Annotated in this window: 25 protein-coding genes; 14 read left to right on the top strand and 11 right to left on the bottom strand. The window is 66.9% G+C overall.

Features of this window, described 5'->3' with window-relative positions; genetic code table 11:
* Positions 1-180: 180 nt before the first annotated feature.
* Positions 181-2,343: a DNA methyltransferase gene (locus J7E86_RS02080; protein ID WP_215079141.1), complete on the top strand. Its 2,163-nt coding sequence runs from the start codon at positions 181-183 to the stop codon at positions 2,341-2,343.
* On the opposite strand, the gene J7E86_RS02075 is transcribed toward J7E86_RS02080, so the two are convergent.
* Genes J7E86_RS02075 through J7E86_RS02065 form a run of 3 tightly spaced genes read right to left on the bottom strand, consistent with a single transcriptional unit; the run spans position 2,330 to position 4,837 of the window.
* On the bottom strand, positions 2,330-3,250 hold the full coding sequence (locus tag J7E86_RS02075; protein WP_215079139.1) for a hypothetical protein: 921 nt from the start codon (positions 3,248-3,250) through the stop codon (positions 2,330-2,332). The genes J7E86_RS02080 and J7E86_RS02075 overlap by 14 nt on opposite strands.
* On the bottom strand, positions 3,247-4,287 hold the full coding sequence (locus J7E86_RS02070; protein ID WP_215079137.1) for a nucleotidyltransferase: 1,041 nt from the start codon (positions 4,285-4,287) through the stop codon (positions 3,247-3,249). The genes J7E86_RS02075 and J7E86_RS02070 overlap by 4 nt, the downstream gene beginning before the upstream one ends.
* A 4-nt stretch (positions 4,288-4,291) precedes the next feature.
* Positions 4,292-4,837: an SLATT domain-containing protein gene (locus J7E86_RS02065; protein WP_215079135.1), complete on the bottom strand. Its 546-nt coding sequence runs from the start codon at positions 4,835-4,837 to the stop codon at positions 4,292-4,294.
* 856 nt (positions 4,838-5,693) lie between these two features.
* Here J7E86_RS02065 and J7E86_RS02060 point away from each other — a divergent pair.
* From J7E86_RS02060 to J7E86_RS31965, 3 genes are read left to right on the top strand one after another with little or no spacing between them, the layout of a single operon-like run.
* Entirely contained in the window at positions 5,694-5,942 is a 249-nt protein-coding gene (locus tag J7E86_RS02060) for a hypothetical protein (protein ID WP_215079133.1), read from the top strand.
* The gene (locus J7E86_RS02055) at positions 5,939-7,288 is read left to right on the top strand and encodes a hypothetical protein (protein ID WP_215079131.1); all 1,350 of its coding nucleotides are present in this window, start codon (positions 5,939-5,941) and stop codon (positions 7,286-7,288) included. Before J7E86_RS02060 ends, J7E86_RS02055 begins: the two co-directional genes overlap by 4 nt.
* A gap of 16 nt (positions 7,289-7,304) precedes the next feature.
* A complete protein-coding gene (locus J7E86_RS31965) occupies positions 7,305-7,457 on the top strand; it encodes a transposase (RefSeq protein ID WP_374223755.1) in 153 nt (50 codons plus the stop codon).
* A gap of 195 nt (positions 7,458-7,652) precedes the next feature.
* On the opposite strand, the gene J7E86_RS02045 is transcribed toward J7E86_RS31965, so the two are convergent.
* A complete protein-coding gene (locus J7E86_RS02045) occupies positions 7,653-8,645 on the bottom strand; it encodes a PIN domain-containing protein (protein WP_215079129.1) in 993 nt (330 codons plus the stop codon).
* A gap of 2 nt (positions 8,646-8,647) precedes the next feature.
* Entirely contained in the window at positions 8,648-9,637 is a 990-nt protein-coding gene (locus tag J7E86_RS02040) for a ParA family protein (protein WP_215079127.1), read from the bottom strand.
* 778 nt (positions 9,638-10,415) lie between these two features.
* Here J7E86_RS02040 and J7E86_RS02035 point away from each other — a divergent pair.
* From J7E86_RS02035 to J7E86_RS02025, 3 genes are all read left to right on the top strand, one after another.
* Positions 10,416-10,793, top strand: a complete 378-nt coding sequence (locus J7E86_RS02035) for a helix-turn-helix domain-containing protein (RefSeq protein WP_215079126.1) — start codon at positions 10,416-10,418, stop codon at positions 10,791-10,793.
* A gap of 17 nt (positions 10,794-10,810) precedes the next feature.
* Positions 10,811-11,395 carry a hypothetical protein gene (locus tag J7E86_RS02030; RefSeq protein WP_215079124.1) on the top strand — a complete coding sequence of 195 codons (585 nt, stop codon included), beginning with the start codon at positions 10,811-10,813 and terminating at the stop codon, positions 11,393-11,395.
* 128 nt (positions 11,396-11,523) lie between these two features.
* Positions 11,524-11,874, top strand: a complete 351-nt coding sequence (locus tag J7E86_RS02025; RefSeq protein ID WP_215079122.1) for a DUF2516 family protein — start codon at positions 11,524-11,526, stop codon at positions 11,872-11,874.
* A gap of 32 nt (positions 11,875-11,906) precedes the next feature.
* Here the strand turns inward: J7E86_RS02025 and J7E86_RS02020 are convergent, their stop codons facing one another.
* On the bottom strand, positions 11,907-13,337 hold the full coding sequence (locus J7E86_RS02020; protein WP_251018543.1) for a PP2C family protein-serine/threonine phosphatase: 1,431 nt from the start codon (positions 13,335-13,337) through the stop codon (positions 11,907-11,909).
* A 166-nt stretch (positions 13,338-13,503) separates the two neighbouring features.
* Between J7E86_RS02020 and J7E86_RS02015 the strand changes: the two genes are divergently transcribed.
* The gene (locus J7E86_RS02015; RefSeq protein WP_215079120.1) at positions 13,504-14,034 is read left to right on the top strand and encodes an O-acetyl-ADP-ribose deacetylase; all 531 of its coding nucleotides are present in this window, start codon (positions 13,504-13,506) and stop codon (positions 14,032-14,034) included.
* 18 nt (positions 14,035-14,052) lie between these two features.
* On the opposite strand, the gene J7E86_RS02010 is transcribed toward J7E86_RS02015, so the two are convergent.
* Positions 14,053-15,144 carry an NlpC/P60 family protein gene (locus J7E86_RS02010; protein WP_308312436.1) on the bottom strand — a complete coding sequence of 364 codons (1,092 nt, stop codon included), beginning with the start codon at positions 15,142-15,144 and terminating at the stop codon, positions 14,053-14,055.
* 429 nt (positions 15,145-15,573) lie between these two features.
* Here J7E86_RS02010 and pstS point away from each other — a divergent pair, with 429 nt between their 5' ends.
* The 4 genes from pstS to pstB all read left to right on the top strand — a co-directional run bounded on the left by pstS (position 15,574) and on the right by pstB (position 19,701).
* Positions 15,574-16,704 carry a phosphate ABC transporter substrate-binding protein PstS gene (gene pstS, locus J7E86_RS02005; protein WP_215079118.1) on the top strand — a complete coding sequence of 377 codons (1,131 nt, stop codon included), beginning with the start codon at positions 15,574-15,576 and terminating at the stop codon, positions 16,702-16,704.
* Positions 16,705-16,811: 107 nt separating this feature from the next.
* Positions 16,812-17,801 carry a phosphate ABC transporter permease subunit PstC gene (pstC, locus tag J7E86_RS02000; protein WP_215079116.1) on the top strand — a complete coding sequence of 330 codons (990 nt, stop codon included), beginning with the start codon at positions 16,812-16,814 and terminating at the stop codon, positions 17,799-17,801.
* On the top strand, positions 17,798-18,883 hold the full coding sequence (gene pstA / locus J7E86_RS01995) for a phosphate ABC transporter permease PstA (RefSeq protein WP_215079114.1): 1,086 nt from the start codon (positions 17,798-17,800) through the stop codon (positions 18,881-18,883). The genes pstC and pstA overlap by 4 nt, the downstream gene beginning before the upstream one ends.
* Positions 18,884-18,921: 38 nt before the next feature.
* Positions 18,922-19,701, top strand: a complete 780-nt coding sequence (gene pstB / locus J7E86_RS01990; RefSeq protein ID WP_215079113.1) for a phosphate ABC transporter ATP-binding protein PstB — start codon at positions 18,922-18,924, stop codon at positions 19,699-19,701.
* Between the two features lie 111 nt (positions 19,702-19,812).
* Here the strand turns inward: pstB and J7E86_RS01985 are convergent, their stop codons facing one another.
* Together J7E86_RS01985 and J7E86_RS01980 are read right to left on the bottom strand one after the other, a co-directional pair.
* Positions 19,813-20,811, bottom strand: a complete 999-nt coding sequence (locus tag J7E86_RS01985) for an inorganic phosphate transporter (protein ID WP_215079111.1) — start codon at positions 20,809-20,811, stop codon at positions 19,813-19,815.
* A 6-nt stretch (positions 20,812-20,817) separates the two neighbouring features.
* Positions 20,818-21,438, bottom strand: coding sequence for a DUF47 domain-containing protein (locus J7E86_RS01980; protein ID WP_116213255.1), 621 nt, complete (start codon positions 21,436-21,438; stop codon positions 20,818-20,820).
* 251 nt (positions 21,439-21,689) lie between these two features.
* Between J7E86_RS01980 and J7E86_RS01975 the strand changes: the two genes are divergently transcribed.
* Positions 21,690-22,070 carry a metal-sensitive transcriptional regulator gene (locus J7E86_RS01975; RefSeq protein ID WP_215079109.1) on the top strand — a complete coding sequence of 127 codons (381 nt, stop codon included), beginning with the start codon at positions 21,690-21,692 and terminating at the stop codon, positions 22,068-22,070.
* Between the two features lie 245 nt (positions 22,071-22,315).
* Here J7E86_RS01975 and J7E86_RS01970 read toward each other — a convergent pair whose 3' ends face one another.
* Positions 22,316-22,495: a hypothetical protein gene (locus J7E86_RS01970; protein WP_215079107.1), complete on the bottom strand. Its 180-nt coding sequence runs from the start codon at positions 22,493-22,495 to the stop codon at positions 22,316-22,318.
* A 113-nt stretch (positions 22,496-22,608) separates the two neighbouring features.
* A complete protein-coding gene (locus J7E86_RS01965) occupies positions 22,609-23,538 on the bottom strand; it encodes a hypothetical protein (protein WP_215079105.1) in 930 nt (309 codons plus the stop codon).
* Positions 23,539-23,628: 90 nt separating this feature from the next.
* Between J7E86_RS01965 and J7E86_RS01960 the strand changes: the two genes are divergently transcribed.
* Complete coding sequence (locus tag J7E86_RS01960) at positions 23,629-23,829, top strand: hypothetical protein (RefSeq protein ID WP_215079103.1); 201 nt, start codon at positions 23,629-23,631, stop codon at positions 23,827-23,829.
* Positions 23,830-24,052: the final 223 nt, after the last annotated feature.

The following is a 24,052-nucleotide window of genomic DNA, read 5'->3' as shown; positions in this document are numbered from 1 at the left end:
GATCCTAGTCGGCCTAGGTCAGCCTACTTGCCGACTGGTGGTCACCTAGGTAAGATCTGATTGACCTAGTTCGATCTACATCGGTTGCAAGGTGCGTGTCGATCGTTAGCTGGGTGACCCCGTGAGTCCGCAGTGCAGCAGCGGAGTCCAGGGATACTTGAACGGAACCTGGAGGTATGAATGACGGTCTTCGAGCAGGAAAGCATCTTCAGCGCTACGGAAGACGGCCCGACGTCGATCGTTCGGAGTTCGATCCCTGCGGTGGCAGCGCTGGAGACGGCTTTCCCTGCCGGGATCGTGTCGGCTGCGGCCGAGCGGGAGTCCTGGCGCAAGGAGGTGCACCGACCGGCCACGCACACTCACAAGTGGTGGGCGCAACGGCTTGGCTCTGTCTTCCGTGGGATCCTAGCCGCAGCTGTTGCGCAGGATGAGCAAGATGCCATCGAGTGCTACAGCAATGCGCTTCGGCTCGATGGTCTTACTGTCTGCGACCCCTTTGCCGGCTCCGGGACGACGCTCGCAGAGGCAGCAAAGCTCGGGGCGCGAGTGATTGGCAGGGACATTAACCCGGTGGCGACGCTGGTTCAGCGGCAGGCGCTGGCTCCTTGGGATCGTGCCCGACTGGACCGTGCATTTAAGCAAGTGGAGTCTCAGGTCCGCTCCGAAATCGATCAGTTGCACAGGGACAAGCGTGGTCGGCCCGTCCTCTACTACTTCTGGGTCGCCCTCGCCCAGTGTCCCCAATGCCCTCCGGACGCGCCGCCCGTGGAGCTATTCAGTCGGTACGTCTTTGCTCAACACGCCTATCCGAAGAAGTATCCGGCAAGCAAGGCGACGTGTCCGCACTGTCATGCCATTGCAATCGTCGATGTGGTGAAAGATAAGCAGCTGACATGTTCTTCCTGCAGCCAAGTCTCAGACCTCGCTGGCCCGGTCAACCGCGCGACCATGACTTGTTCCCAGGGCCACTCGGCGAAAGTCATCGACGCTTTGGGGGGGCAGCCTCCGCGGCTCCGCATGTACGCGAAACAAGTGCTTGCTGCAGACGGATCGCGGCTGTACGAACCCATCGACGACTTCGACCTCGCGCTTTACGCGAAGGCTGAGAAGCTGCTTGAGGAGCGAGGCAAGGAGCTCGTACTGCCAGTCGGCACATTGGATGACGGCCATAACACCCGACAGGCGATCCGCTGGAACTATCGCGAGTGGCGCCAGTTCTTCAACGCTCGTCAGCTCTACAGCCTTGGGTTGCTTGGCAAGGCTATCCGCGACCTTGAACCCGGACCGGAGCGCGAAGCCCTGGCTGCACTCTTCTCTGGCGTACTGGAATTCAATAACCTATTCTGCTCGTTCAAGGGGGAAGGGACTGGTGCCGTCCGGCACATGTTCTCCAACCATGCCCTAAAGCCCGAACGGACTCCGCTTGAAGCGCATCCCTGGGGCACTCCCGCATCCTCTGGCGCCTTCTCGACGCTCTATCAGTCTCGCATCATCCGCGCGTGGGAGTACAAGCGTGCTCCGCATGATCTCGTGCCCGTGGGTGATAACTCGGAGCGCGTCTTTGGGCTATCGCAGCCCCTTTCGCTAGAGATCGGTGACGCTGAGTCCTTCGAGCAGGGGAGTACGAGTGCGTACGTTCACTATGGATCATCGGCATCCTTCGATCTCCCAGATGCGTCAGTAGATCTGGTCATCACTGACCCCCCGTTCATGGATAACGTCCACTACAGCGAACTCGCCGACTTCTTCCATGTATGGCTTCGACAGCTCCGGCCATTCGAGAGCTATCCGGCAGACGTCATCACCACACGCCATGCAGAGGAAGTCCAATCTGCAGATCCCGCCGAGTTTGGCCATGCCATTGCCGCCGTATGGAAGGAGTGTGCCCGACTCCTTAAGCCGAATGGTCTGCTTGCGTTCACCTTCCATCAGGCTCGGATTGCGGGATGGGTTGAGCTGGTCAAGGCATTGGAGAACGCGGGATTGGTCATTACCGCAGTACAGCCTGTCAAGGCAGAAATGAGCACGAGCGCCATCAAGTCAAGTGCGGCCGATCCGTCAAACCTGGATTCGATTGTGGTGTGCCGGCTGATCGGACACATGGGGTCCGAGGCGTGCTCGGTAGAGGCGGTGAGGGAGCGTGCCATTATCGCGCTGCGTGAGTGCAAGGAGGCTGGCGTTAAGGTCGGTTATGCGGACGTCGAATCCGTGGTTAGGGGCTCTGTCCTCGCGCTGCATACCGTGCCCGGAAACTCGCTGTCTGTTGAGGAGCTGGCGGCGGAAGCCGGAGAGGCGGTTGCTGCCGCCGCCGCCGCTCTCGACGCGCGCTCTAACCGAGGGTGAGTGTTCGCAGATCGATCCCGAACCGGCCCCGCTGAGCTGTCTCCTCCTTTCGCTTCGATGGCTGCGGGAAGGGGTCGTGCGCGGTCTCCTCGACCGGGGGAGAAAGTTTGGCAAGCCGGTAACAGTGGAAGAGCTCGAACACTCCTGGCGAGACGGTGCGGGTCATGTCGCGTACGTGAGCAAGAGACTGGTAGTCTGCAAGGTCGTTGCGCTCGCTGATGAGCGTTGCCGCGCCGAGCATCCATTCCCAGCCGAGCGGGTTGGAGAAGAGCAGCATCGGCCGTACCCGGTTTGCTCCGTCACCGTAAGTACCGAGTCCAATCTGCTTGGTTCGCGTTCCCGTGATGCGGTCGTAGAGATCCACATCTTTATTAAGGGCGGCACCGGCCACCAGAGCCATCGAATGCACTTGCACCATGCCGCCCTCTTCGTTTCCCTCAAGAGCGACAAACAGGTAGAAACCAGGGATGCGGATCTCGTTGCCGTCCTCGGCATACACACGGACGGTTGCGCATGGCGGGGTGCTGTTGTAGTCGAGACCCGTGGAACGGGCGGGCTTCCCGTTCCTGCCCAGGTCGACCTTCTTGACCTCGAGGCCGAAGATCGCTCCGGGGTCGTAGTCGACCCCACCTGCCCTCAGGAGCTCGTACTCCTCTGGACTCGCAATGACAGCGTCGGGGCTGACCAAGGGTTTATCTGCCCGGAGAACGATGACCTCCGCCGGCAACTGCTCGTGGAGCAGATCGGTGACGTACTCGTCGAACGGGTCATCCTGGGTGTTTCGCTTGTCCCGCAGATGGAAGGAAACCGAACGTCCCCGATCATCGAAGAACGCCTCCGAGAGAATCGTGAAGGCCATCGCCGGCAGGTCTCCAGGGCGGACCCTGTCGTTCACATCAGAGCTCATGACGTCAGGGGTAGCACACAGATATGCCGCCCCGCAGGGTGATGATCACAGTACTGCAGGCGAGTTGCCTGGCGGCGTGTCGCCTCCCTGCGGCCAGGTTGGCACCTCGATGAGCAGGAAGTGAAGAAGCCAGGGTCGGTCGCACGCAGGCTGGTGGTACTGGTCAGCGTGAGGGGAATCTCCCCCCCGAACAGAAGATCAAGGTTGTGGAACGCGGTTGCCGCGTCGCTGCTGTTGTGGGCGGCGAGCGCCCTCCGAGCACGGCTGGCAGCGTTGGCCAACTTGGAAAGGGCCTCTGCGCCTTCGGCTGGCGCCGAGTATGCGGAGAACCTCCCGGCGTTCCCCTTGGGGTCGTTCATCGCCGCCAACTGGATCGAGTGCAGATGCTCAAAAAAGCCGCATACATCCCATACGGGCACGAATGGTGACTGTGTCGACATGTATCGCGCTGCCCTCATCTCCAGATAGAACGAGGACATGGGCACCTCGTTGTAGTACTTCCACGCCTTGGCCAGGCGAGCCAGTTTCTTGGCTCCCCCTGCGATGCCAGGCAGGTTGTTGATTTCGTTGACGTAGGCCAAGTGCGCGGTCGGTGCGGTATCCATCCAGCCGCCTGCGGCGCCCGGGATGTCATATACCGGCATATTCTGGCTACCGCGGGAGGTGATGAACCCGGGGAGGACCTCCCAGGTCTCCATCCCCTGAGCGAACTTGACTACGACGGTCGGCTTGCGGATGGCGACCTCGGTGTACGGGAAACTAGTCTGTAGGGCCGACTTCACCCGCCCAAGCGCAGTGTCGGGGCTGTTGGGGCGTTCTCCTTTGATGCTGACCAACAGGTCGACATCGCAGTGGTCTCGTACGCCGGTTCCATGACTGAACGATGAGCCGATCTCCCGAAAGAGATGGATGCCGAGCGCGTTGCTGAGCGAGGACTCGACTCGGGACCGATGCTTGGCTGCTGCTTCCCGCTGTGATGCCAGCGGGACGAGTCGGGACAGGAAGACGTCGAACCCCTCGGGTACGGATCGCGGCATTGGATTACCTGCTGTTCTGGTGTGAGTGTGCCTCGTCGACGGCGTAGGACTGGCCGCCCGACTGAATGTTGGCCTTCGCCTTGCGGTAGGAGCGGCGGTTCGGTGGTTCTGCCGTCTTGTTCTGCTCGTCACGTCGAGCGGTCAGCTCAGCCAGAGCGGCACGGGCGTCGTCGGGCGACCAGGTGATGAGGTCGATCTCCCGCGCCTGGCGGGCGGCAGTCTGAATCTCCAGGTAGGCGTTCGCTGCCGCTGCGGCCTGATTCATCCGGTGCGAGGCGTTGACCGTCGTCAGGATGGCTCCAAAGCCTGCCGAGACAAGGGCCAGGATGCCGGCGGCGACGCGACCGGTCGATTCAACGAGCGCTGTGGTGCCCGCCACTGCGGCGAGGGTAGTGGCAGGCAATCCCAAGGCCAGGTTGACGCTCCTCCACTGCTTCGTCTGTTCGAACTGCATTTGAGCGCTGTACATCGCGCTCTCTTCGAGTCGTCTGAACTCGGTTTCAATCGCCTTCCGGCGCTTCGTTTTGTCCGCCTGGTCAGCCGCTTCCATGTCCACACGCTAGCGGTGAGGTCTGACAGTTGGCACCGCTCGGAATGGGGGTGGCTCCGGCATGGCGACCAAGGCCGACGCCGGTTGTCGTGCAAACGCGACAGTTAGCGTGACGAGGCACAACAGACCCCCTCCGCTGTGACTGAGCACGGCGGATGGCCGAAATTTCCAATCTAGTTGGCCAGGCTCGGTAGCACAGCCGAAACAAGGTGCTTCAGCCCTGTACGGGTGGCATCTCGGTGGGGGCTGGTGACGGGCGGGTCCAGTTCTGGCGCTCTGGAACCATGCACACGAACGGCTCTGTCCCAGTGCACGACGGCGGTCGGCTGTGGTCGCAGTCCTGCGTGCTGGGTGATCTCTTCGAGGGCTTCACCGCAGAGTGCTCCGGGCTGGCGACGAGCGACCGGTGGTCGGCGGAGTGGCGCATCGCCGGTACGAAGGTGGTGTGCAGCCTGCCCCATCTCGGTACGGTCCCGCTGGCACGAGCGCAGCCGGTGCGGCAGTTCAGCTGGCGGGCGCGTCAGCGGCATAGGCCGGGGCTTCAGTACATGCTCTCCACCGGTCGCCATCATGGGTTCGAGCCTGGAAGAGCAGCGTTTCCTGCTCGCGCTCGACTTCGCAGGCCGGATCCGGGACGTGTTGCCGCAGCCGTTCCGGCTGCGGTTCGTTGGGTTGGTCCGCAGCCGTCAGCACACCCCGGACTTCTTGGTGCTCCTTCGGGACGGCTGCTGGCTGATCGACGTCCGGCCACGCCGGCTCATCAAGCCGGAGGACGTTGAGAGTTTTGCTGCCGCGCGGGAGGCGGCCTTTGCCTCGGCTTGGGCGCTACGACGTGGTGACCGGGTGGCAGGAGAACGTGATCACCGGTCTGGAGACGATCTCGGCCCAGCGGCGTCCGCTGGAGGACCCGTATGGAATCGAGCGGCAATTGTGGGATGCGGCAGAGAAGCCTGTGCCGTTCAGGGAGCTCGTTGAGTCGGTCGAGCTGCCGGTGATGGCGCGGGCGCATGCGCTGCGTCTGTTGTGGGAGCGGCGTCTCGGGGTCGACTTGGCCAGCCCGTTGCGTGATGCCTCGATTGTTTGTCGTTCGGGCAGGCGAGCGTGAACGGGCATGCCCAGCAGTTGGAACTGATGCCGGGAACCAAGCTGTTGCTCGATGACGGCGTCTGGGTGGTGAAGGAGCTGAGCCCTGCCACCGGGACGGTAGTGCTGGTGAGCGAGACTGGGCGGCAGTGGGCGTGCACAGCGGGGCAGCTGCTGGATGCCGTCCGGATGCCGAGGAGCGGGCGCCCGGGCCAGAGCCCGCGCGTGGAAGACCTCGATGACGCGGACTTCGAGCGGATGCGGCTGCGGGTAGCGCACGCGCTGGAGGCGGACTGCGGGTTCCGCAGCGGGGATCCCGGTTGTCCGGCGCCGGGTGAGCCGCGTCCGGAGTACGACCCGAGAACGACGAACCGCCTGGAGCGCTTCCGCACCAAGGTGGGTGAACTGCGCCGGCTCGCCTCAGAAGAAACCGCTCTGCTGGGCCTGGAGTATGTCAGTGAACGAACCCTGCGCCGGATCGCCGACGAGTGCCGTGTCCACCCGGAGGGGCTGCGCGGATACGGCCGTCAGCTGATGGCATCCGGGCGGGAGAGAGAGGTCGACGAGCGGCTCGCGGAGGCCATTGAGGCCGTGCACGCGGAGTGCCTGCACCGCTCGAAGGTAACCATGCGTACGAAGGAACGGCTGATCCGCCAGTGCAAGAGCGGTACGGCGGGGCCTGGCAGACATCCGATCTACCAGACGACACTCATCCCCACGCCCAACGGAATGCCCGTACACCCCGCCACCTGCCGAAGCGGCCGATGGCGCGACGGCGTCTACTGCGGTGCCCGAGTGGACGTCTCCCGGGCTGTGGTGGTTGCCGGACGCTCCACGCCCCTTCTGATCACGCTGCAAACCCAACTGGACCAGATCTTGGACGGTACCCATCCTCGGCCTCAGAGCCTTGGCCGTCGGGTAAGCGCCCCGACCTACTTCACCGACCTGCGGGTGGTTGCCCGCCTCATCCAGGCAGCGTTTCCCCACTCCCTGGTCGGCTCTGCTCACCGCCGGAGTGTCGAACCCTATCTCTGCTGGCGCGAATGCGAAGGGCAAGCGGCCGAGCGGGACTATCTCGCCCCCCTCCTCCGCGGTCACTATGCCGAATGCGACATCCCGCCCTTCCGCTCCGACGCTCTGGGCTGTCTGATGCTCCTCGCCTCGGAGTTCCTCGATGCCAGATCCCCGAACGCCATTGCCAGCCGTGCCAGCAAGTTCCTGGCTCGCCCCGGGCTGGCCAGGCACCACGTCCGTACTCTGGCGAACACTCCGCGCCTCTCAGGGCGGATGCGCCGAATGCTCCCCGCCCAGGTCGGGGAGGTTCCGGCGGTTGTCGTGGCAGAGGCAGTTCGGCGATCACCAGCCTGAAAATCGAGGGGCCGAAGTGGTTGGACTCCCGACTGGAGCCGGTGTCCGGGTTGTCTGGGACAACCTGCGCGCTCACCTGATGCCGCAGATGAGAGCGTTCACCGAGGCGAACGGCGACTGGCTGACTGTCTTCCAGATGCCTTCCTACGCGCCGGACCTCAACCCCTAGGAAGGCATCTGGGCCCTGGTCAAGCGGGCCATCGGCAACCTCGCCGCAGTGAACCTCGATCAGATGGCCAGGGCCGTGAAGCGCAGCCTCAAGCAGATCCAGTACCGGCCCCACCTGGTCGACGGATGTCTCGCCGGAACCGGTCTGTTCATGGACAGCTGACTGACACACCAGACCGACATCACTCATTCAAATTCAGTTTAGGTCGTCGAGCGTTTCATCTTCCGCTTCCCAGGGCCTCACGTAAGACAGGCTCCTCAACAGGGTCACGTCAAATTCTACTACTTCTCCGTCGCTAGATAGCGCAAACCAGCCCCCCAGCCTGCCCGACGCCGAGGTTCCGAGCGTTTCATGCACTTCGGGGGCGAACGGCATCTCAAATGAGGCGGAAAGAAAGCCTACGGTAATCCCTGCGGCGGAGTATGCACCGCGAACGTTGACTTCAGTGAACTCTAGAGACTCAATCGGGCCGAAATCTTCGGGGCTTCGACCAGAAAACTCGGTGAACTTATTCAACTCTTCATGTCCGACGACCTGGTCGATGATTGACAGAAGTACGTCATCCGGGAATGATTCTGTAGTAATCGAGACCTTCGTGCGCGAGCAGAGAGCCGCGATTACGGACTCGACACTCGTGTGATAGTGAAAAGCAGAGAGTCGTTCACCTAGTTCCTCAGCGAGATCTGGATGCAACGAGTGATCACGCTTTGAGGCCGCAAAGTCGTCCGTATTGCCTGAGGCAAAATGCGTGTCGCCGACCTGCTTGAAGTGCTCCCTCTTGACGCACAGCCAAATTGCCGAATCGCGAGCGCCCGTGCCATTTGATTTGGCCGGCTTCCTCCTCAGGGCCTCGCGTTCCAGAGCCTCAACGGCATCCTCTCCATCCAGTTCAAGAATGGCAAATGAAGCCTCCAGCCCCTCTCTCCATTCACCTACGATCACGTCCAGCGAAGGAACGTAGTACGAATCCACTTCACAGTACTTCGCAAGGTTCGATACCGCCGCGCTATGTTGATCGATCGCCTCTTGCGCCTCTTGCCGTCTGGCATTAATTGATTCAGCGAGGACAACGCGAGGTATGGCGACGGTTGCATTAAGAGCGGGGGCAACGCGAAGTAGTGTGGCGATGGCAACGCTCTGAACCTTCCCCTGCCTGGGTAGCAGGTTCGTGTCGAGGGCAATCAGCATCTCTACCTGCCTGCAATTTCGTCAGCACGCGAAGAAATCTCATCGGCGAGGGAACTGAAGAGATTGACGGCGTTACGCGCGCGAGTGTAATGCGCACCCCGCGCCTCGCTCCCGTTCAGCTCAAACACTGCTTTATGCGTTCGTTGAGCAATGGGAACCAAGCTCGAAAGGTTGGAGACTTCTCCAATCGATGCAGCAGATGAAGGAGCGAGTGATCCCACCCTAGCCAAGGATTCCACAATTCCCGACTGGTAAGCGGCGGGCATTCGTTCGTTCCAGTGCTTATATGCTTCGGCTGGCTGGTCTCGATATACAGTGAATTGCTGACTTACGTAGCCGAGCGGGCTTGGCAGTCCAGGCGGAAGCTCGAAATCAAAGGATAGATCCTTTCTTTCTGCTGCCCTCTTTGCCGTACCCCACTCATCGATCCAGTTGGCAACGCTCTTTCCAACGCTCGGGAGGGCCGTCAAGGAGAACAAGTCCGGGGCAAGGGGGACAACGAACCCAGTCGAGCCGATGATGACATTTCGGTTAAGGGCTCCGACATTCGGGCCAAGATCGACGAAGACGTAATCGGCCGATACCTGGGAAGCGATATCTCTAATGAGGCGATAGATGGCCGTACTCACCTGGAATCCGCGAGGTTGTCCCGCGAGAGCTTCGGTCCATCCAGTGGGGGCGAATTCCTCATAATCGCTCAACCGAATGTCCCCCGGAAGGATCCAAGCGGAATCCCTGACCTGTACGGGGCGAATCACTTTCAGGGGACCTGACCCCTCGACTACAGGTCGAAGGCACGAATAGATCGTCCTGCCCGAATTGAACAATGTCTCAACATCAGCTACCGGCAGGGCGGCACTTGTCAGGTTGGCCTGCGCGTCAGCGTCAATGAAGAGCACACGCTTGTTTTTCGCCAAAGCGATGCCGATGTTATAGACGAGGGTGGTCTTTCCGACGCCACCCTTATGGTTAAAGAAGGAGATGATCTTCATGCACTCTTCTCCAAAGTTCGCACAGATCCACGACGCCCCCTGAGCGGCTCGGTGTCGGCGGTCAATACCCGGAACTGGTCCGCGAAGGGGGCGGCATGCGGGCCGAGGTCGGCGAGTTTACGCAGGACAGGATGCCGGATCCGGCCTTCCGTGGCGGCTCGTTCGAGTACGTCCAGTGCTGCTTCAGGCGTTCTACCGACTTACCAGTACGCCCAGGCCGCGAGATCGGCCTGGGCCCCGCCGGTACTCGATCGGCTGAGCAGCAGATCCCGTGCGCCGTTCCCCGCCATGCCGATTCCTCCTAGGGCCGTCGCCGCCGCGGTCCAGGTTCTATCGTCCTCCAGCAGGCCGAGTAGTTGTGGGACCGCCACCTTGGCCAGGGGCCCCCGATCCGCGAGTACCTGACAGAACCGGTTGGGCAAGGGGCCGTCCGTGGTGGTGTCGAGCTGGTCGCGCAGCGCGGGCAAAAGCGCCTAGGTGTGGTCCGAGGGGTGTCCCAGCACTTCGTGGAGCGAGGGGACCGCAAGGGGTATCCGGCGGAAGCTGTCGCGAAGCCGAACCGAGCGCTGGCTATCAGGTCGATCAGACCCGGCAGGCAGCGAGGGTCGTTCATCCTGGCCAGCGCCCACTGGGGCCAGACCCGGCTGGCCAACTCGTCTGCTCGGATTGGCCAACAGATCTGGAAACTGGCCATCTAGCGTGCTCAGTCACACCGCTTCGCCAAACTTTTGCAAGCACCTGCTTGCAAAAGTTAGCGAGCTCGGGCAGCATCGTCCGCATGGCATCACTCAACGTCGGCAATCTCGGCGAGTACCTGCGGGAGCAGCGCCGCAACGCGCAGCTCACGCTGCGGCAGCTCGCCGATGCCGCCGGGGTGTCCAACCCGTACCTGAGCCAGATCGAGCGCGGCCTGCGCAAGCCGAGTGCCGAGATCCTGCAGCAGATCGCCAAGGCGCTGCGGATCTCCGCCGAGACCTTGTACGTACAGGCCGGGATCCTCGACGAGCGGGACCGGGACGAGGCGGAGGTCCGCAGTGTGATCCTCGCCGACCCCTCGATCAACGAGCAGCAGAAGCAGGCGCTGCTCCAGATCTACGAGTCCTTCCGCAAGGAGAACGGGCTCGCGACGGACGACGACAGCAAACCTTCGAGCTGATCCGGGAGACCATCGCCATGGCCACCACGCAAGACATCCGCAAGGTCGCCACCGACACCGCGTACGCCGCGGCCGGTGCCGCCGACCTCACCGCCGAGAAGATCGGGCAGCTCGTCGCCGAGGCTCCCGAGCGGTTCGAGCAGCTGAAGAAGACCGACCCGAAGGCCGTCCAGGAGAAGGTGACCCAGCGGGCCAAGGAGGCCCAGGCCACCGTGACCGCGAAGTTCTCCGAGATCGCCGGTGCCCTCGACACCGACTTCAAGAAGCTGAGCCAGACCGCCCAGGACCTGGCGCTCCAGGGCGTCGGGCAGGCCGTCGGTGTGGCGGCGCGGGCCGGCGAGCAGTACGAGAAGCTGGCCGAGCGCGGCCGGGAGGCCGTGAAGACCTGGCGCGGCGAGGCCGCCGAGGAGGTCGCGGACATCGCCGTCGCCATCGAACCGGAGAGCGACAAGCCCGCGACCACGACCGCGACCGACAAGCCCTCCACCGAGGAGCCGGCCACCGCCGACGCGGGCACCGACGCCGACAAGCCCGCCGCGCGGAAGCCCGTCGCCCGCAAGCCCGCCGCCAAGAAGGCGGACACCAAGACGGGCGACGAGTAACCACCCGCTGCGTTCAGGAACGGCCCGGGCACCTTTCCGGTGCCCGGGCCGTTCTCCCGGTACGGTGGCGGGAGGCCGCCGGCCGGGCGGCCCGGGAGACAGCCGGCAAGAGCATGAGGTGAGGCGACGTGCTGCTAGAGGGATTCGGCAAGGTCATGTCCTGGGTGTCCCTGGGGCTGCTCGCCTTCAGCCTCTTCGCGTTCATCAACGCCGCTCTGCACCGCGAGGACGCGTACCGCGCCGCCGACAAGCAGTCCAAGCCGTTCTGGCTGATCATCCTGGGCATCGCGGCCGCCGTGAACGCCTTCATGGGCATCCTCAGCTTCCTGCCGATCATCGGGCTCATCGCCACGATCGTCTACGTCGTGGACGTGCGGCCCGCCCTGAAGCAGGCGGGGGGCAGGCGCGGCCCCCGCCGCCGCCGCGGCGGCGGTTCCAGCTCGGACGGGCCGTACGGTCCGTACAACGGCCGCCGCTGAGGCGGAGGCCCGAAAACCGACGGTCTCCGGCCCTACCCGCTCGACGCCCGCGTCACCGCGGGAGCGACCTGAGCAGCCGCAGCCACCGGCCCCTTCGCCTGCGCCGGAATGGCGGCCCGCCCGCCCTCCTCACGCCCGCCGTCGGCCCGTTCGGCCCGCTCCCCGTACGCGCTCCGCCCGTCCCGGCCCTCGCGGCTCTCGCCGCCGTCGCGGCTCTCCGCGCCGCCCCGGGAGAGCAGCAGCACCGCGAGGTCGTCCGTCAGCTCCCCGCCGTTGAGCTCCCGCACCCGCGTCACCGCCGCTTCCAGCAGCTCCTCGCCGCGCAGGCCGTCGCGCACCTGACCGGCGATCAGTTCGACCATGCCCTCCTGCCCCAGGCGCTCCGAACCGGCTCCCACCTTGCCCTCGATCAGGCCGTCGGTGTACATCATCAGGCTCCAGCGGCCGCCGAGTTCGACCTGGCGGCGCGGCCAGCGGGCGCGCCGGAGCAGGCCGAGCGCGGGGCCGCCGTCCTCCTGCGGCAGCAACCGCGGGGTGGTGCCGGGGAGTACGAGCAGCGGTGCCGGGTGACCGGCCAGGCTCAGGCCGGCCCGGCGGCCGTCCGGCGAGATGTCGACGGCGCACAGCGTCGCGAAGGTCTCCTCGTCCGCGCGTTCGTGCTCCAGCACCTGCTGGAGCGTGGCGAGCAGCTCGTCGCCGCACAGCCCCGCGAAGGTCAAGGCCCGCCACGCTATGCGCAGTTCGACACCGAGTGCCGCCTCGTCCGGGCCGTGGCCGCTGACGTCGCCGATCATCGCGTGCACGGTGCCGTCGGGCGTGCGCACCGTGTCGTAGAAGTCGCCGCCGAGCAGGGCGCGGCTGCGGCCGGGCCGGTAACGGGCCGCGAACCGCAGGCCCGAGCCCGCGAGCAGCGGCGTGGGGAGCAGGCCGCGCTCCAGCCGGGCGTTCTCCTGCGCGCGCAGCCGGGACTCGGTGAGCTGGCGCTGGGCGAGGTCGGCGCGCTTGCGTTCGACGGCGTAGCGGATGGCCCGGCTGAGCACCCGGCCGTCGAGCTCGTCGCGGAAGAGGTAGTCCTGCGCCCCGACGCGCACCGCCTCGGCCGCGCGCTCGGCGTCGGCCTCCGCGGTCAGCGCGAGGACGGCGTGGCGCGGGGCGAGCCGCAGCACCTCGCGGAGCGCGGCCAGCTCGTCGTCCGGGCAGCCCTCGGGGGCGCCGTCGGTGAGGGACAGGGCGAGGTCGAGAAGGATGCAGTCGACGTCATCGGTGAGCAGCCGCTCCGCCTCGGTGAGGTTGCGGGCCGTACGGATGCGGACCGGCCTGCCGGCCAGTCCGGGCATATCAGCCATTTCCGGCACCGGGACCGACAGCGACCCACCAGGGTCACCCTCGATCACCAGGAGGGTCAGCCCGGCGTCGGGCGGGGTCGCGGACGGTTCCGCGGGCCTCGGCGCGGGTACGGGCATGGCGAAGTTTCCTTCCGTTCCCCCCGGGGATCGGCCCCCGCCGACCGGCGAGTACCGAACGCGACACTAGCGTCAGGCACGGTCGAACGGAATGGAACGGAGCCACTCGCCGCTGTCATATGCCCTCGCCGGGGCGGCATTTGGCGCGTCCTGGAACAATCATGGAATGACATTCATCACGCTGGTCCGGGGAGACATCACAGATCAACACGTCGACGCCGTGGTGAACGCCGCGAACAGCTCCCTGCTGGGCGGAGGCGGTGTCGACGGCGCCATCCACCGCAAGGGCGGACCCGCCGTCCTGGCCGCCTGCCGCGAGCTGCGCGCCTCGCGGTACGGGCGCGGGCTGGCCGCGGGCCGGGCCGTCGCCACGACCGCCGGCCGGCTGCCCGCCCGCTGGGTCATCCACACGGTGGGCCCGGTCTACTCCCGCGACGAGGACCGCTCGGCGACCCTCGCGTCCTGCTACCGCGAGTCACTGCGCGTCGCCGGCGAGCTCGGCGCCCGTACGGTCGCCTTCCCCGCCATCTCGACGGGTGCCTACCGCTGGCCGCTCGCCGACGCCGCCCGCATCGCGGTCCGTACGGTCACGGAGACACTCGCGGAAGCGGCGGACTCCGGCATCACCGAAGTCCGTTTCGTCCTCTTCGGCGAAGAGGCGTACGACGCGTTCGGCGAAGCCCTCCCGCCCCGCTGACCGCCGGACACCGTGAGCTCACCCAGGCCGCACCACGCCCAGGATCGGCATCGACCCCGCCCCCGCGATGGTCACCTGCCGCCCCGGCCGCGGCGCGTGCACCATCGCGCCGTCCCCCACGTACATCGCGACGTGGCTGGCGTCCGCGAAGTAGATGATCAGGTCGCCCGGCCGCATGTCCTTCACGTCCACCTTCGGCAGCTGGCGCCACTGCTCCTGCGAGGTGCGCGGTATCGCGCGCCCGGCGGCCGCCCACGCCTTGAGGGTCAGCCCGGAGCAGTCGTAGGTGTCCGGGCCCTCGGCGCCCCAGACGTAGTTCTTACCCATCTGGGCGGTCGCGAAGGCGACGGCCCGCTTGCCGTCGGCGGTGGCCGCGCCGGAGCCCTTGAGGCCCTTCACGGCGTCGGAGGCGAGCCACTTGTTCTGCGCCTGCCGGGCGCGCTCCTCCTCCAGCTGCTTCAGCCGCTCCCGCTCCTTCGCCTCCAGGCGCGACTCCAGCGCCTGGGCGGCGGACAGCTTCGTCTCGATCTCCTTCTTCGCGTTCTCCTTCTTCTTCCGCTCGCCGTCCAGCGTCTTCCAGCGCTCGCTCGCGGCCTTGGCGTAGCCGTCCAGGGTCTTCTGCGTGGCGGCGACCTGGGCCATCACCCCGCGCGTGGCCGCCTGGCCCTTGTGGGTGAGGGAGATGCCGTCGAGGAACGTCTCGGGCGACGAGGAGAGGAAGAGCCGCGCCTGCGGCGGCATGCCGCCGTCGCGGTACTGGGCGCGGGCCAGGGCGCCCGCCTGGTCCTTGAGCCGGTTCATCCGCTCCTGGGCGGCGGCGGCCGAGCGGGCGATCCCCAGGATCGACTTCTCCTGCTCGCGCCGCGCCTCGTCCGCCGCGTTGTAGGCGTCCGTGGCCGCCTCCGCCTTGCGGTAGAGGCTCTCCACCTCCTTGTGGACGTCCTCCAGGCTGCGCGGCGGCGGCTGCGGGTCCGCGTACGCCACACCCGGCGCGGCCACCACGCCGGCCGCCACGCACAGCAGCGCCGTCGTCGTGATCACGTACCGGCCCGCGACCGCGCCCGCGCCGTCACCCGGGCGTCCGCCCGCACCCCTGCCGTACCGCCTCACAGGCCACCTCCGCGGCGTCCGCCCCACGTCCGACATGCCGTCACGCAAGGAACGGATGCTGTCACGCCAGGCGACAAACCGACAGAGATCTGCGTCACACTCTGGACGGAATCAGCCGTTCCGTCAGCCTGCGCACGACCGGCTCCGCGGGCCACCACCCTGACGGGTGAGGTTCACCCTCCGTTCACTCTGACCCATCGACCCCTTCACCTGTCCTGCCTAATTTCGAGGACAGAGGGTGCGGGCCACACCGTCCGGATGGCCCTCACTCGAACGGAAGCCGTACGAAGGCTGTACGAACGCCGTGCGGAAGGCCGTACGGCAGCCCTACGAGCGGACACCCCGGCACGGACGCCCGACGGGGAACATCAAGCACCATCACCTCTCGCACGCCGCCCCAGCGGCGGCTCCCGGAAGGAACACCCGAAAGTGAAGCTTCAGCGCAAGAACCGGCTCCGTGCCGCCACTCTCGGCGTCATCGCCGTCTCCGGCGCCCTGGTCCTCACGGCGTGCGGCTCGGACGACAACAGCGGCGGCGGCTCCACCGGCGGTGGCTCCACCAAGGCCGCCGGCAACATCAAGTGCGAGGGCAAGGGCCAGCTGCTGGCCTCGGGGTCGTCCGCGCAGAAGAACGCCATGGACCTGTGGGTCAAGAACTTCATGGCGGCCTGCAAGGACATCCAGATCAACTACAAGCCCACCGGTTCGGGCGCGGGCATCCAGGAGTTCCTCCAGGGCAAGACCGCCTTCGCGGGCTCCGACTCGGCGCTCAAGCCGGAGGAGGTCGCGAAGTCCAAGGACGTCGTCAAGGGCGGCCAGGGCATCAACCTGCCGCTGGTCGGCGGCCCCATCGCGGTCGGCTACAACGTGCCCGGCGTGGACAGCCTCGTCCTGGACGCCGACACCCTCGCCAAGATCTTCGACGCGAAGATCGAGAAGTGGAACGACCCGGCGATCGCCAAGCTCAACAAGGACGCCAAGCTTCCGGATCTCAAGATCCAGCCGTTCCACCGCTCGGACGAGTCGGGCACCACGGACAACTTCACCAAGTACCTCAAGGCCGCCGCCGACAAGTCGTGGCCGTACGAGCCCGCCAAGGCGTGGAAGGCCAAGGGCGGCCAGTCCGCCGACGGCTCCGCCGGCGTCTCCTCGCAGGTGAAGCAGACCCCGGGCGCCATCTCGTACTTCGAGCTCTCCTACGCCACCGCCAACAGCATCAAGACCGTGAAGCTCAACACCGGCGCCGCCACCCCGGTCGAGGCCACCTCCGCCAACGCCTCCACGGCCATCGCCGAGGCGAAGATCACCGGCACCGGCAAGGACCTCGCCCTCAAGCTCAACTACGCCACCAAGGCCGAGAACGCCTACCCGATCACCCTGGTGACGTACGAGGTCGTCGGCGACCAGGGCAACAAGGCCGACACCCTCGCCGCCACCAAGTCCTTCCTGACCTACATCGCCAGTGAGGACGGCCAGTCCGTCCTCAAGGACCTCGGCTACGCCCCGCTGCCCGCCGAGATCGCCAAGAAGGTCCGCGAGAACGTCGCGAGCCTCTCCTGACCCGTGTGCGGCCGGGGCCCCGTCCGGGCCCCCGGCCGCACCGTCCGGTGCACCGCCGCGCCAGGAGCGCCGGCCCCGGCGGCCGCCTCCGCAGACCGGAGAAACCCATGAACATACCCACGCAGGCAGCGGGCCCGCCGCCCCTGCCACGCGACCAGGCCCCCGTCGACCAGGCGAAGGCGGCCACCCGCCCCGGCGACCGGATCTTCCTCGCCCTCTCGCGCGGGTCCGGCCTCCTGCTGTTGGTGATCATGGCCGCGATCGCGGTCTTCCTCACCGTCCGGGCCACCAGCGCCCTCTCGCACAACGAGGGCAACTTCTTCACCACCTTCGAGTGGAGCGCCAACGCCACCCCGCCGGTCTTCGGCATCGCGGTCCTGGCCTTCGGCACGATCGTCAGCTCGCTGATCGCGATGGTCATCGCGGTGCCGGTCGCCATCGGTGTCGCGCTCTTCATCTCGCACTACGCGCCCCGCAAGCTGGCCGCCCCGCTCGCGTACGTGATCGACCTGCTCGCCGCCGTGCCGTCCATCGTCTACGGCCTGTGGGGCGCCCTCTTCCTGGTGCCGCACCTCGGCGGTCTCTACAGCTGGCTCGACGACTACTTCGGCTGGACCGGCGTCCTCGCCTACCACGACGGTGCCGCCCGCTCGCTCTTCACCATCGGCATCCTGCTGGCGATCATGATCCTGCCGATCGTCACCAGCGTCAGCCGCGAGGTCTTCCTCCAGGCGCCGAAGATGCACGAGGAGGCCGCGCTGGCACTCGGCGCGACCCGCTGGGAAGTCATCCGGATGGCCGTACTCCCCTTCGGCCGGTCGGGTGTCATCAGCGCCTCGATGCTGGGCCTGGGCCGCGCGCTCGGCGAGACCATGGCCGTCGCCACGGTCCTCTCCCCCAGCTTCCTGATCAGCGGCAGCCTGCTCGACCCGGGCGGCGGCACGTTCGCCCAGAACATCGCGAGCAGCTTCAAGGAGTCCGGTGAGATCGGCAAGGACGCCCTGATCGCCTCCGGCCTCGTGCTGTTCGTCCTGACCCTGCTGGTCAACGGCGCGGCCCGGATGATCATCGCGCGTCGCAAGGAGTACTCGGAATGAGCGACGTGACCATGGAAAAGCCGCTGGTCGCCGACAGCGCGCCGCTGCCCCGCACCACCCTGCGCCAGCCCCGGCTGCCGCGCTGGGCCACCCCCGCCGTCGCGCTCGGCGCGGCCGCCGTGGGCGTCGGCATCGGCGCCGGGGCGGGCCTGAGCAGCCGGATCCAGTGGGGCCTGATCGCCGCGGTGCTCTTCGTCGGCGGGACGTACGCGCTCGCCGCCCGTATCGAGGGCCGCCGGCAGGCCAAGGACCGCCTGGCCACCAGCCTGGTGTGGATCTGCTTCCTGCTGGCCGTCGTACCGCTGGTCTCCCTCGGCTGGGAGACGGTCTCGCGCGGCGCGAAGGTCCTCGACGGCGCCTTCCTCTCCCACTCGATGGCCGGTGTCCTGACCATCCAGCCCGGTGGCGGCGTCTACCACGCGATCATCGGCACCCTGGAGCAGGTCGGCATCGCCACCGCCATCGCGGCCCCGGTCGGCCTGCTGACCGCGATCTACCTCGTGGAGTACGGGCGCGGCCGGCTCGCCAAGGTCGTCACGTTCTTCGTGGACGTCATGACGGGCATCCCGTCGATCGTGGCGGGTCTGTTCATCCTCAGCTTCTGGATCCTGATGCTGGACTTCGGCTACTCCGGCTTCGCCGGGGCGATGGCCCTGGCGATCCTGATGATGCCGGTGGTGGTCCGCTCCACCGAAGAGATGCTGAAGCTGGTGCCGAACGAGCTCCGCGAGGCGTCCCTCGCCCTCGGCGTGCCCAAGTGGCGCACGATCCTGAAGGTGGTCCTCCCGACCGCCATCGGCGGCATCGCGACCGGTGTGACGCTCGCCGTCGCCCGCATCGCGGGCGAGAGCGCCCCCATCGTCCTCCTGGTCTTCGGCTCCCAGGTGATCAACAACAACCCCTTCGACGGAGCCCAGTCGTCCCTGCCGTACTACATCTACGAGCAGTGGGCGGCCGGCAACGAGGCCAGCTACGACCGCGCCTGGGCGGCGGCACTCGTCCTCATCGCCTTCGTCATGATCCTCAACCTGGTGGCCCGCGGCATCGCCCGCTGGAAGGCCCCGCAGACCGCCGGCCGCTGACCGCGGTCACGGGATTTACGAAAGAAGCAGTGATTTCCATGGCCAAGCGCATCGATGTCGGCGGCCTCAACGCCTACTACGGCACCCACAAGGCCATCGAGGACATCTCGATGACCGTCGAGCCCCGCTCCGTGACCGCCTTCATCGGCCCCTCCGGCTGCGGCAAGTCCACCTTCCTGCGCACCCTGAACCGCATGCACGAGGTCACCCCCGGCGGCCGCGTCGAGGGCAAGGTGATGCTGGACGACGAGAACCTCTACGGCGCCGGCGTGGACCCCGTCTCCGTGCGCCGCACGGTCGGCATGGTCTTCCAGCGGCCGAACCCCTTCCCGACCATGTCGATCTACGAGAACGTGGCCGCCGGCATCCGCCTCAACGGCGGCCGGCTCCGCAAGTCCGAGCTGGACGGCGTCGTCGAGAAGTCCCTCAAGGGCGCCAACCTCTGGAAGGAGGTCAAGGACCGGCTGAACAAGCCGGGAGCGGGCCTCTCCGGCGGTCAGCAGCAGCGGCTGTGCATAGCCCGGGCGATCGCGGTGGAGCCGCAGGTCCTGCTGATGGACGAGCCCTGCTCGGCCCTCGACCCGATCTCCACCCTGGCCATCGAGGACCTGATCGGCGAGCTGAAGGAACGCTTCACGATCGTCATCGTCACGCACAACATGCAGCAGGCCGCGCGCGTGTCGGACCGTACGGCCTTCTTCAACCTGGCGGGCGTCGGCCAGCCGGGCAAGCTGGTCGAGATCGACGACACGGAACGGATCTTCTCCAACCCGTCCGTGCAGGCCACCGAGGACTACATCTCGGGCCGCTTCGGGTAAACCCCCATACCGCCTTGCGGCGCTGCATGGCGGTGCCGCCGCAAGGCGAAGGGCCCGCCCCCTGTTCGTACCAGGGGGCGGGCCCGTCCGTCTTCCGGGTGCGTACGGCCGCTAGCCGAACGCCAGGTTCACGATCCAGTAGCTGAACGCGGCGACCAGCGCCGCGGCCGGCATGGTGATGAACCAGCCCATCACGATGTTCTTCGCGACGCCCCAGCGCACCGCGCGGGAGCCCTTCGTGGAGCCGACACCCATGATCGCGGAGGTGATGACGTGCGTGGTGGAGATCGGCGCGTGGAACATGAACGACGCCGTGTACATGACCGAGGCGGCCGTCGTCTCGGCGGCGAAGCCCTGCGGCGGGTCCAGCTCGATGATGCGGCGGCCGAGCGTCCGCATGATCCGCCAGCCACCGGCGTACGTACCGAGCGAGAGCGTGATCGCACAGGCCAGCTTGACCCAGAGCGGGATCGCCGCGTCCTTGTCCTGCACATCACCGATGACCAGGGCCATCACCACGATGCCCATGGTCTTCTGTGCGTCCTGCAGGCCGTGGCCGAGCGCCATGCCGGCGGCGGACACCGTCTGGGCGATCCGGAAGCCCCGCTTGGCCTTGTGCGGGTTGGCCCTGCGGAACATCCACATGATCACGACCATCACCAGATAGCCGATGATCAGGCCGACGAACGGCGAGAGGAACATCGGGATGACGACCTTCTCGACGACGCCCGACCAGATGACGGTCGTGCCGCCGGCGAGTGCCGCGCCCACCATGCCGCCGAACAGGGCATGCGAGGAGGACGACGGCAGGCCGTAGTACCAGGTGATCAGGTTCCAGGCGATCGCGCCGACCAGGGCCGCGAAGAGGATGCCCATCCCCTTGTCGCCCACCGGCGTCTCGATCAGACCCTTGCTGACGGTCTTGGCGACCCCGCTGCCGAGGAAGGCACCCGCGAGGTTCATCACCGCCGCCATCGCGAGGGCCGCGCGCGGGGTCAGCGCCCGCGTGGAGACCGAGGTCGCGATGGCGTTCGCGGAGTCGTGGAAGCCGTTGGTATAGGTGAAGCCGAGCGCGACCGCGATGGTCACGACGAGAGAAAAGGTGTCCACCGGGGGTCAGGACTCCTTGACCGCGATGGTCTCGACCGTGTTGGCGACGTGCTCGAAAGCGTCGGCCGCCTCCTCCAGCACATCCACGATCTGCTTGAGCTTGAGAACCTCGATGGCGTCGTACTTGCCGTTGAAGAGCTGGGCGAGGAGCTTGCGGTGAATCTGGTCCGCCTGGTTCTCCAGCCGGTTCACCTCGATCCAGTACTCCGTGAGGTTTGTCATGGTCCGCAGGTTCGGCATGGCCTCGGCGGTCAGCTCGGCGGCCCTCGCGAGGACCTCGATCTGCTGCTCGACGCCCTTGGGGAGTTCCTCGACCTGGTACAGAACGACCAGGTCGACGGCCTCCTCCATGAAGTCCATGATGTCGTCGAGCGACGAGGCGAGGTTGTAGATGTCCTCGCGGTCGAACGGCGTGATGAAGGAGGAGTTCAGCTGGTGGAAGATCGCGTGCGTCGCGTCGTCACCCGCGTGCTCCGCTGCCCGCATCCGCTCGGCGATCTCGGCCCGGGCGGACGTGTCCGCTCCGAGCAGTTCCATCAGGAGCTTGGAGCCCGTGACGATGTTGTCCGCGGAGGCGGCGAACATGTCGTAGAAGCTCGTCTCCCTGGGGGTCAGACGAAAGCGCACGTGGGATCCTCGGGGTGCAGCGGATTCGGTCTCGTTGATGCTAGGCGCATCACCCAGCCACAGCTAACTGGCATTCCCTCAGTGTCGCCCATCGGGCAGAGTGCTCGGCAAGCCAGGTACCGCGACCGGCGGCAAAGTTCTGTACCATATACCCGTCGGGGGTATACGAGTGGGGTATACGCAACGACAGGGGTGAATCCCCGGCCCGCGGACCCCGCCGGGGCCGCGACGGTACGACGGAGGACGACGCCATGACGACCACGGAAACCGGAGCGACGGGCACCACCGAGCCGGCCGCGGCGTCCTGCCACACCGCGGCCGAGCCGGAGGCCGGAAGCCAGGGCCACGGCCCGCACGGCTACAGCAAGCAGAAGGACCAGCACCTCAAGCGCCTGCGCCGGATCGAGGGCCAGATCCGCGGCCTCCAGCGCATGGTCGAGGAGGACGTCTACTGCATCGACATACTCACCCAGGTCTCCGCGAGCACGAAGGCGCTCCAGTCCTTCGCCCTCCAGCTCCTGGAGGAGCACCTGCGGCACTGCGTCGCGGACGCGGCGGTCAAGGGCGGCGACGAGATCGACGCGAAGGTCGCGGAGGCGAGCGCGGCGATCGCACGGCTGCTGCGGACGTAGGGTTTCCGGCTTCCTTCGGGGCTCCGCCGGGAAATCAAGCCCGGCTGGGGGCACCTCTGGGGGCACCCCCGGACGGAGTCTGGGGGAGGTAGCTGGGGGAGATTGAGGCCACCGGGGTCAGGGGCGGAGCCCCAGGGCGCGGACGGCGGCGGCATCGGGGCGTGGGCCGCCTGACGGCCAAGGGCACCACTCCCGCGCCGCCCGGCTCGGCCGAATGCCCCGGCTGCAGCGCGGACGCGCAGACGTCAGCCGCCGTCCCCCTCCGAAGCCTCCTGCGGGACAACCCGCAGCACTTCGTCGATGCGGTCCGGACTGAGGCGTTCCTCGTCCGCGCTGGACGCGGCGATCATCAAATCGCCGTAGAGATCGATCTCGATGAGGGCCACGGGATCCGGCCCGCCCGACGAACCGCGCCGCGAAACCACGTGATTCACCTCCTCGGGTCTTTCGTTTCCTCGGCTTACCAGCGTAGTGATCGGTACACATGGCGCGCATGGCACAGAAGGACCATTTCCATGGCCAACTACGCCCTGCCGCGCTAATTCCGCGGCGAACCGACCTTCCCCGCATAGATATCGGCGGGGGCGGGAAGAGCGACGTCGACCGGGGTGCCGAAATCGTAGAGTTCGACGGTCGAGACCACGGTCATCGAGGGCGCCGGCGATACGGAAGCGTTACGTCCGCTCTCCTCCACGCTGAAGCGGTGGCGCACCCGCCGCGGTCTCCCCTGTTCGTCGAGATAGGCGTCGAATGCGACGGTCCCGCCGGAGAACCCTTTCGCCGCTACCGACAATGGCCCACGGTCCCGTTCCGGCGCGGCTCGCGCGGCCCGGTCGAGATCGATCGTCCCCCAGTAGTGCCTCACGCGGACCCCGCCTACCCGCTCGTCCCGCATGTATGTCACCTCACGTGCGCCGCCGAGCAGTTCGGCCGCCGCCAGCGGATCCGTGGCACCGCTCGTGAGGAGATTCCCGTCGGCGAGTGAAGCCGTGGCGAGCCGCACCCATTTGTCGTCCGGCACACCGGCGCCGCGATTCTTCATGAAGAGCGCGCCCGGCGTGAAGACCTCGGTGATGGGCCGGTGTTCGACGGCCCCGGCGGCGTCCTCGGGCACCAGCACCGTCAGCCGTCCGATGGGCCGCGCGAAGTCGTAATCGCCGCTGCCGTGGATGGTGAGCCGGGTGCCGCCGCTGACCGTCTCCATGGACGTACGGACCTTCGCGCCGCCCGCGTCGGCGAGCGCCCGTGCCGCACGGCGGACGGCCTCGCGCGCCGGGCCCGGATCGGTCTCGCCGCGCGCCGGGCGCGCCTGGCTGCTCAGGCTGCTCCGCAGCCCGTCGCGCAGCCCGGCCCCGTCGGGGACCACGACCCGCGTCGCACAGCCGGAGACCAGCATTCCCAGGGCGAGGCCGCTCGCCACCACATGGCCGAGGACCGCGCCTCTGCATCCGTGCCGCCGCACCACCATGTTCTGCCAGCCCCCTGCCACCGCGCTGTGGAACCCGTAACGGTCAACGACCGCGCCGGTGCCACCGTCACGGCCCGGTAGCGTGGTCGCGTGTCCGACCCAGCCGCCGCGGGTCTCCCCGCGGCCCACTCGACCAGCACCAGCGAGACCGGTTCGTTCTGCACCGCCCGCTGTACCTGCGGCTGGCGCGGCCCCGCCCGCCGCGCCCGCTCCCTCGCCCGCGAGGACGCCGCCACACACGTCGCGGAGCGAAGTGAGGGAACCGGCTACCTGGGTACGCCATCTGTCTAGACGCCGGACGACGAGAAGCGTCGGCGAACAGCGGCAGTGGGGTGGCGGATCGGTATGGCCAGGGGCGGACGCGTGGGCGGGACCACGGACAACACGGCGGGCACGGACGGGGGCGCGGGCCGAATACCGCGCGCCGGCCTGGATCGGCGGCAGCTGCTGGCGGCCGGTACCGGCCTGGTCGCGGCCGGTGCCTGGGCGGCCGCCTGCGGCGACAGCGCCGGCC

Source organism: Streptomyces sp. ISL-11 (assembly GCF_018614525.1).
Classification (GTDB): Bacteria; Actinomycetota; Actinomycetes; order Streptomycetales; family Streptomycetaceae; genus Streptomyces.
The sequence above is the reverse complement of the archived record's forward strand: the minus strand, read 5'-3'. Positions and strand labels throughout refer to the sequence as shown.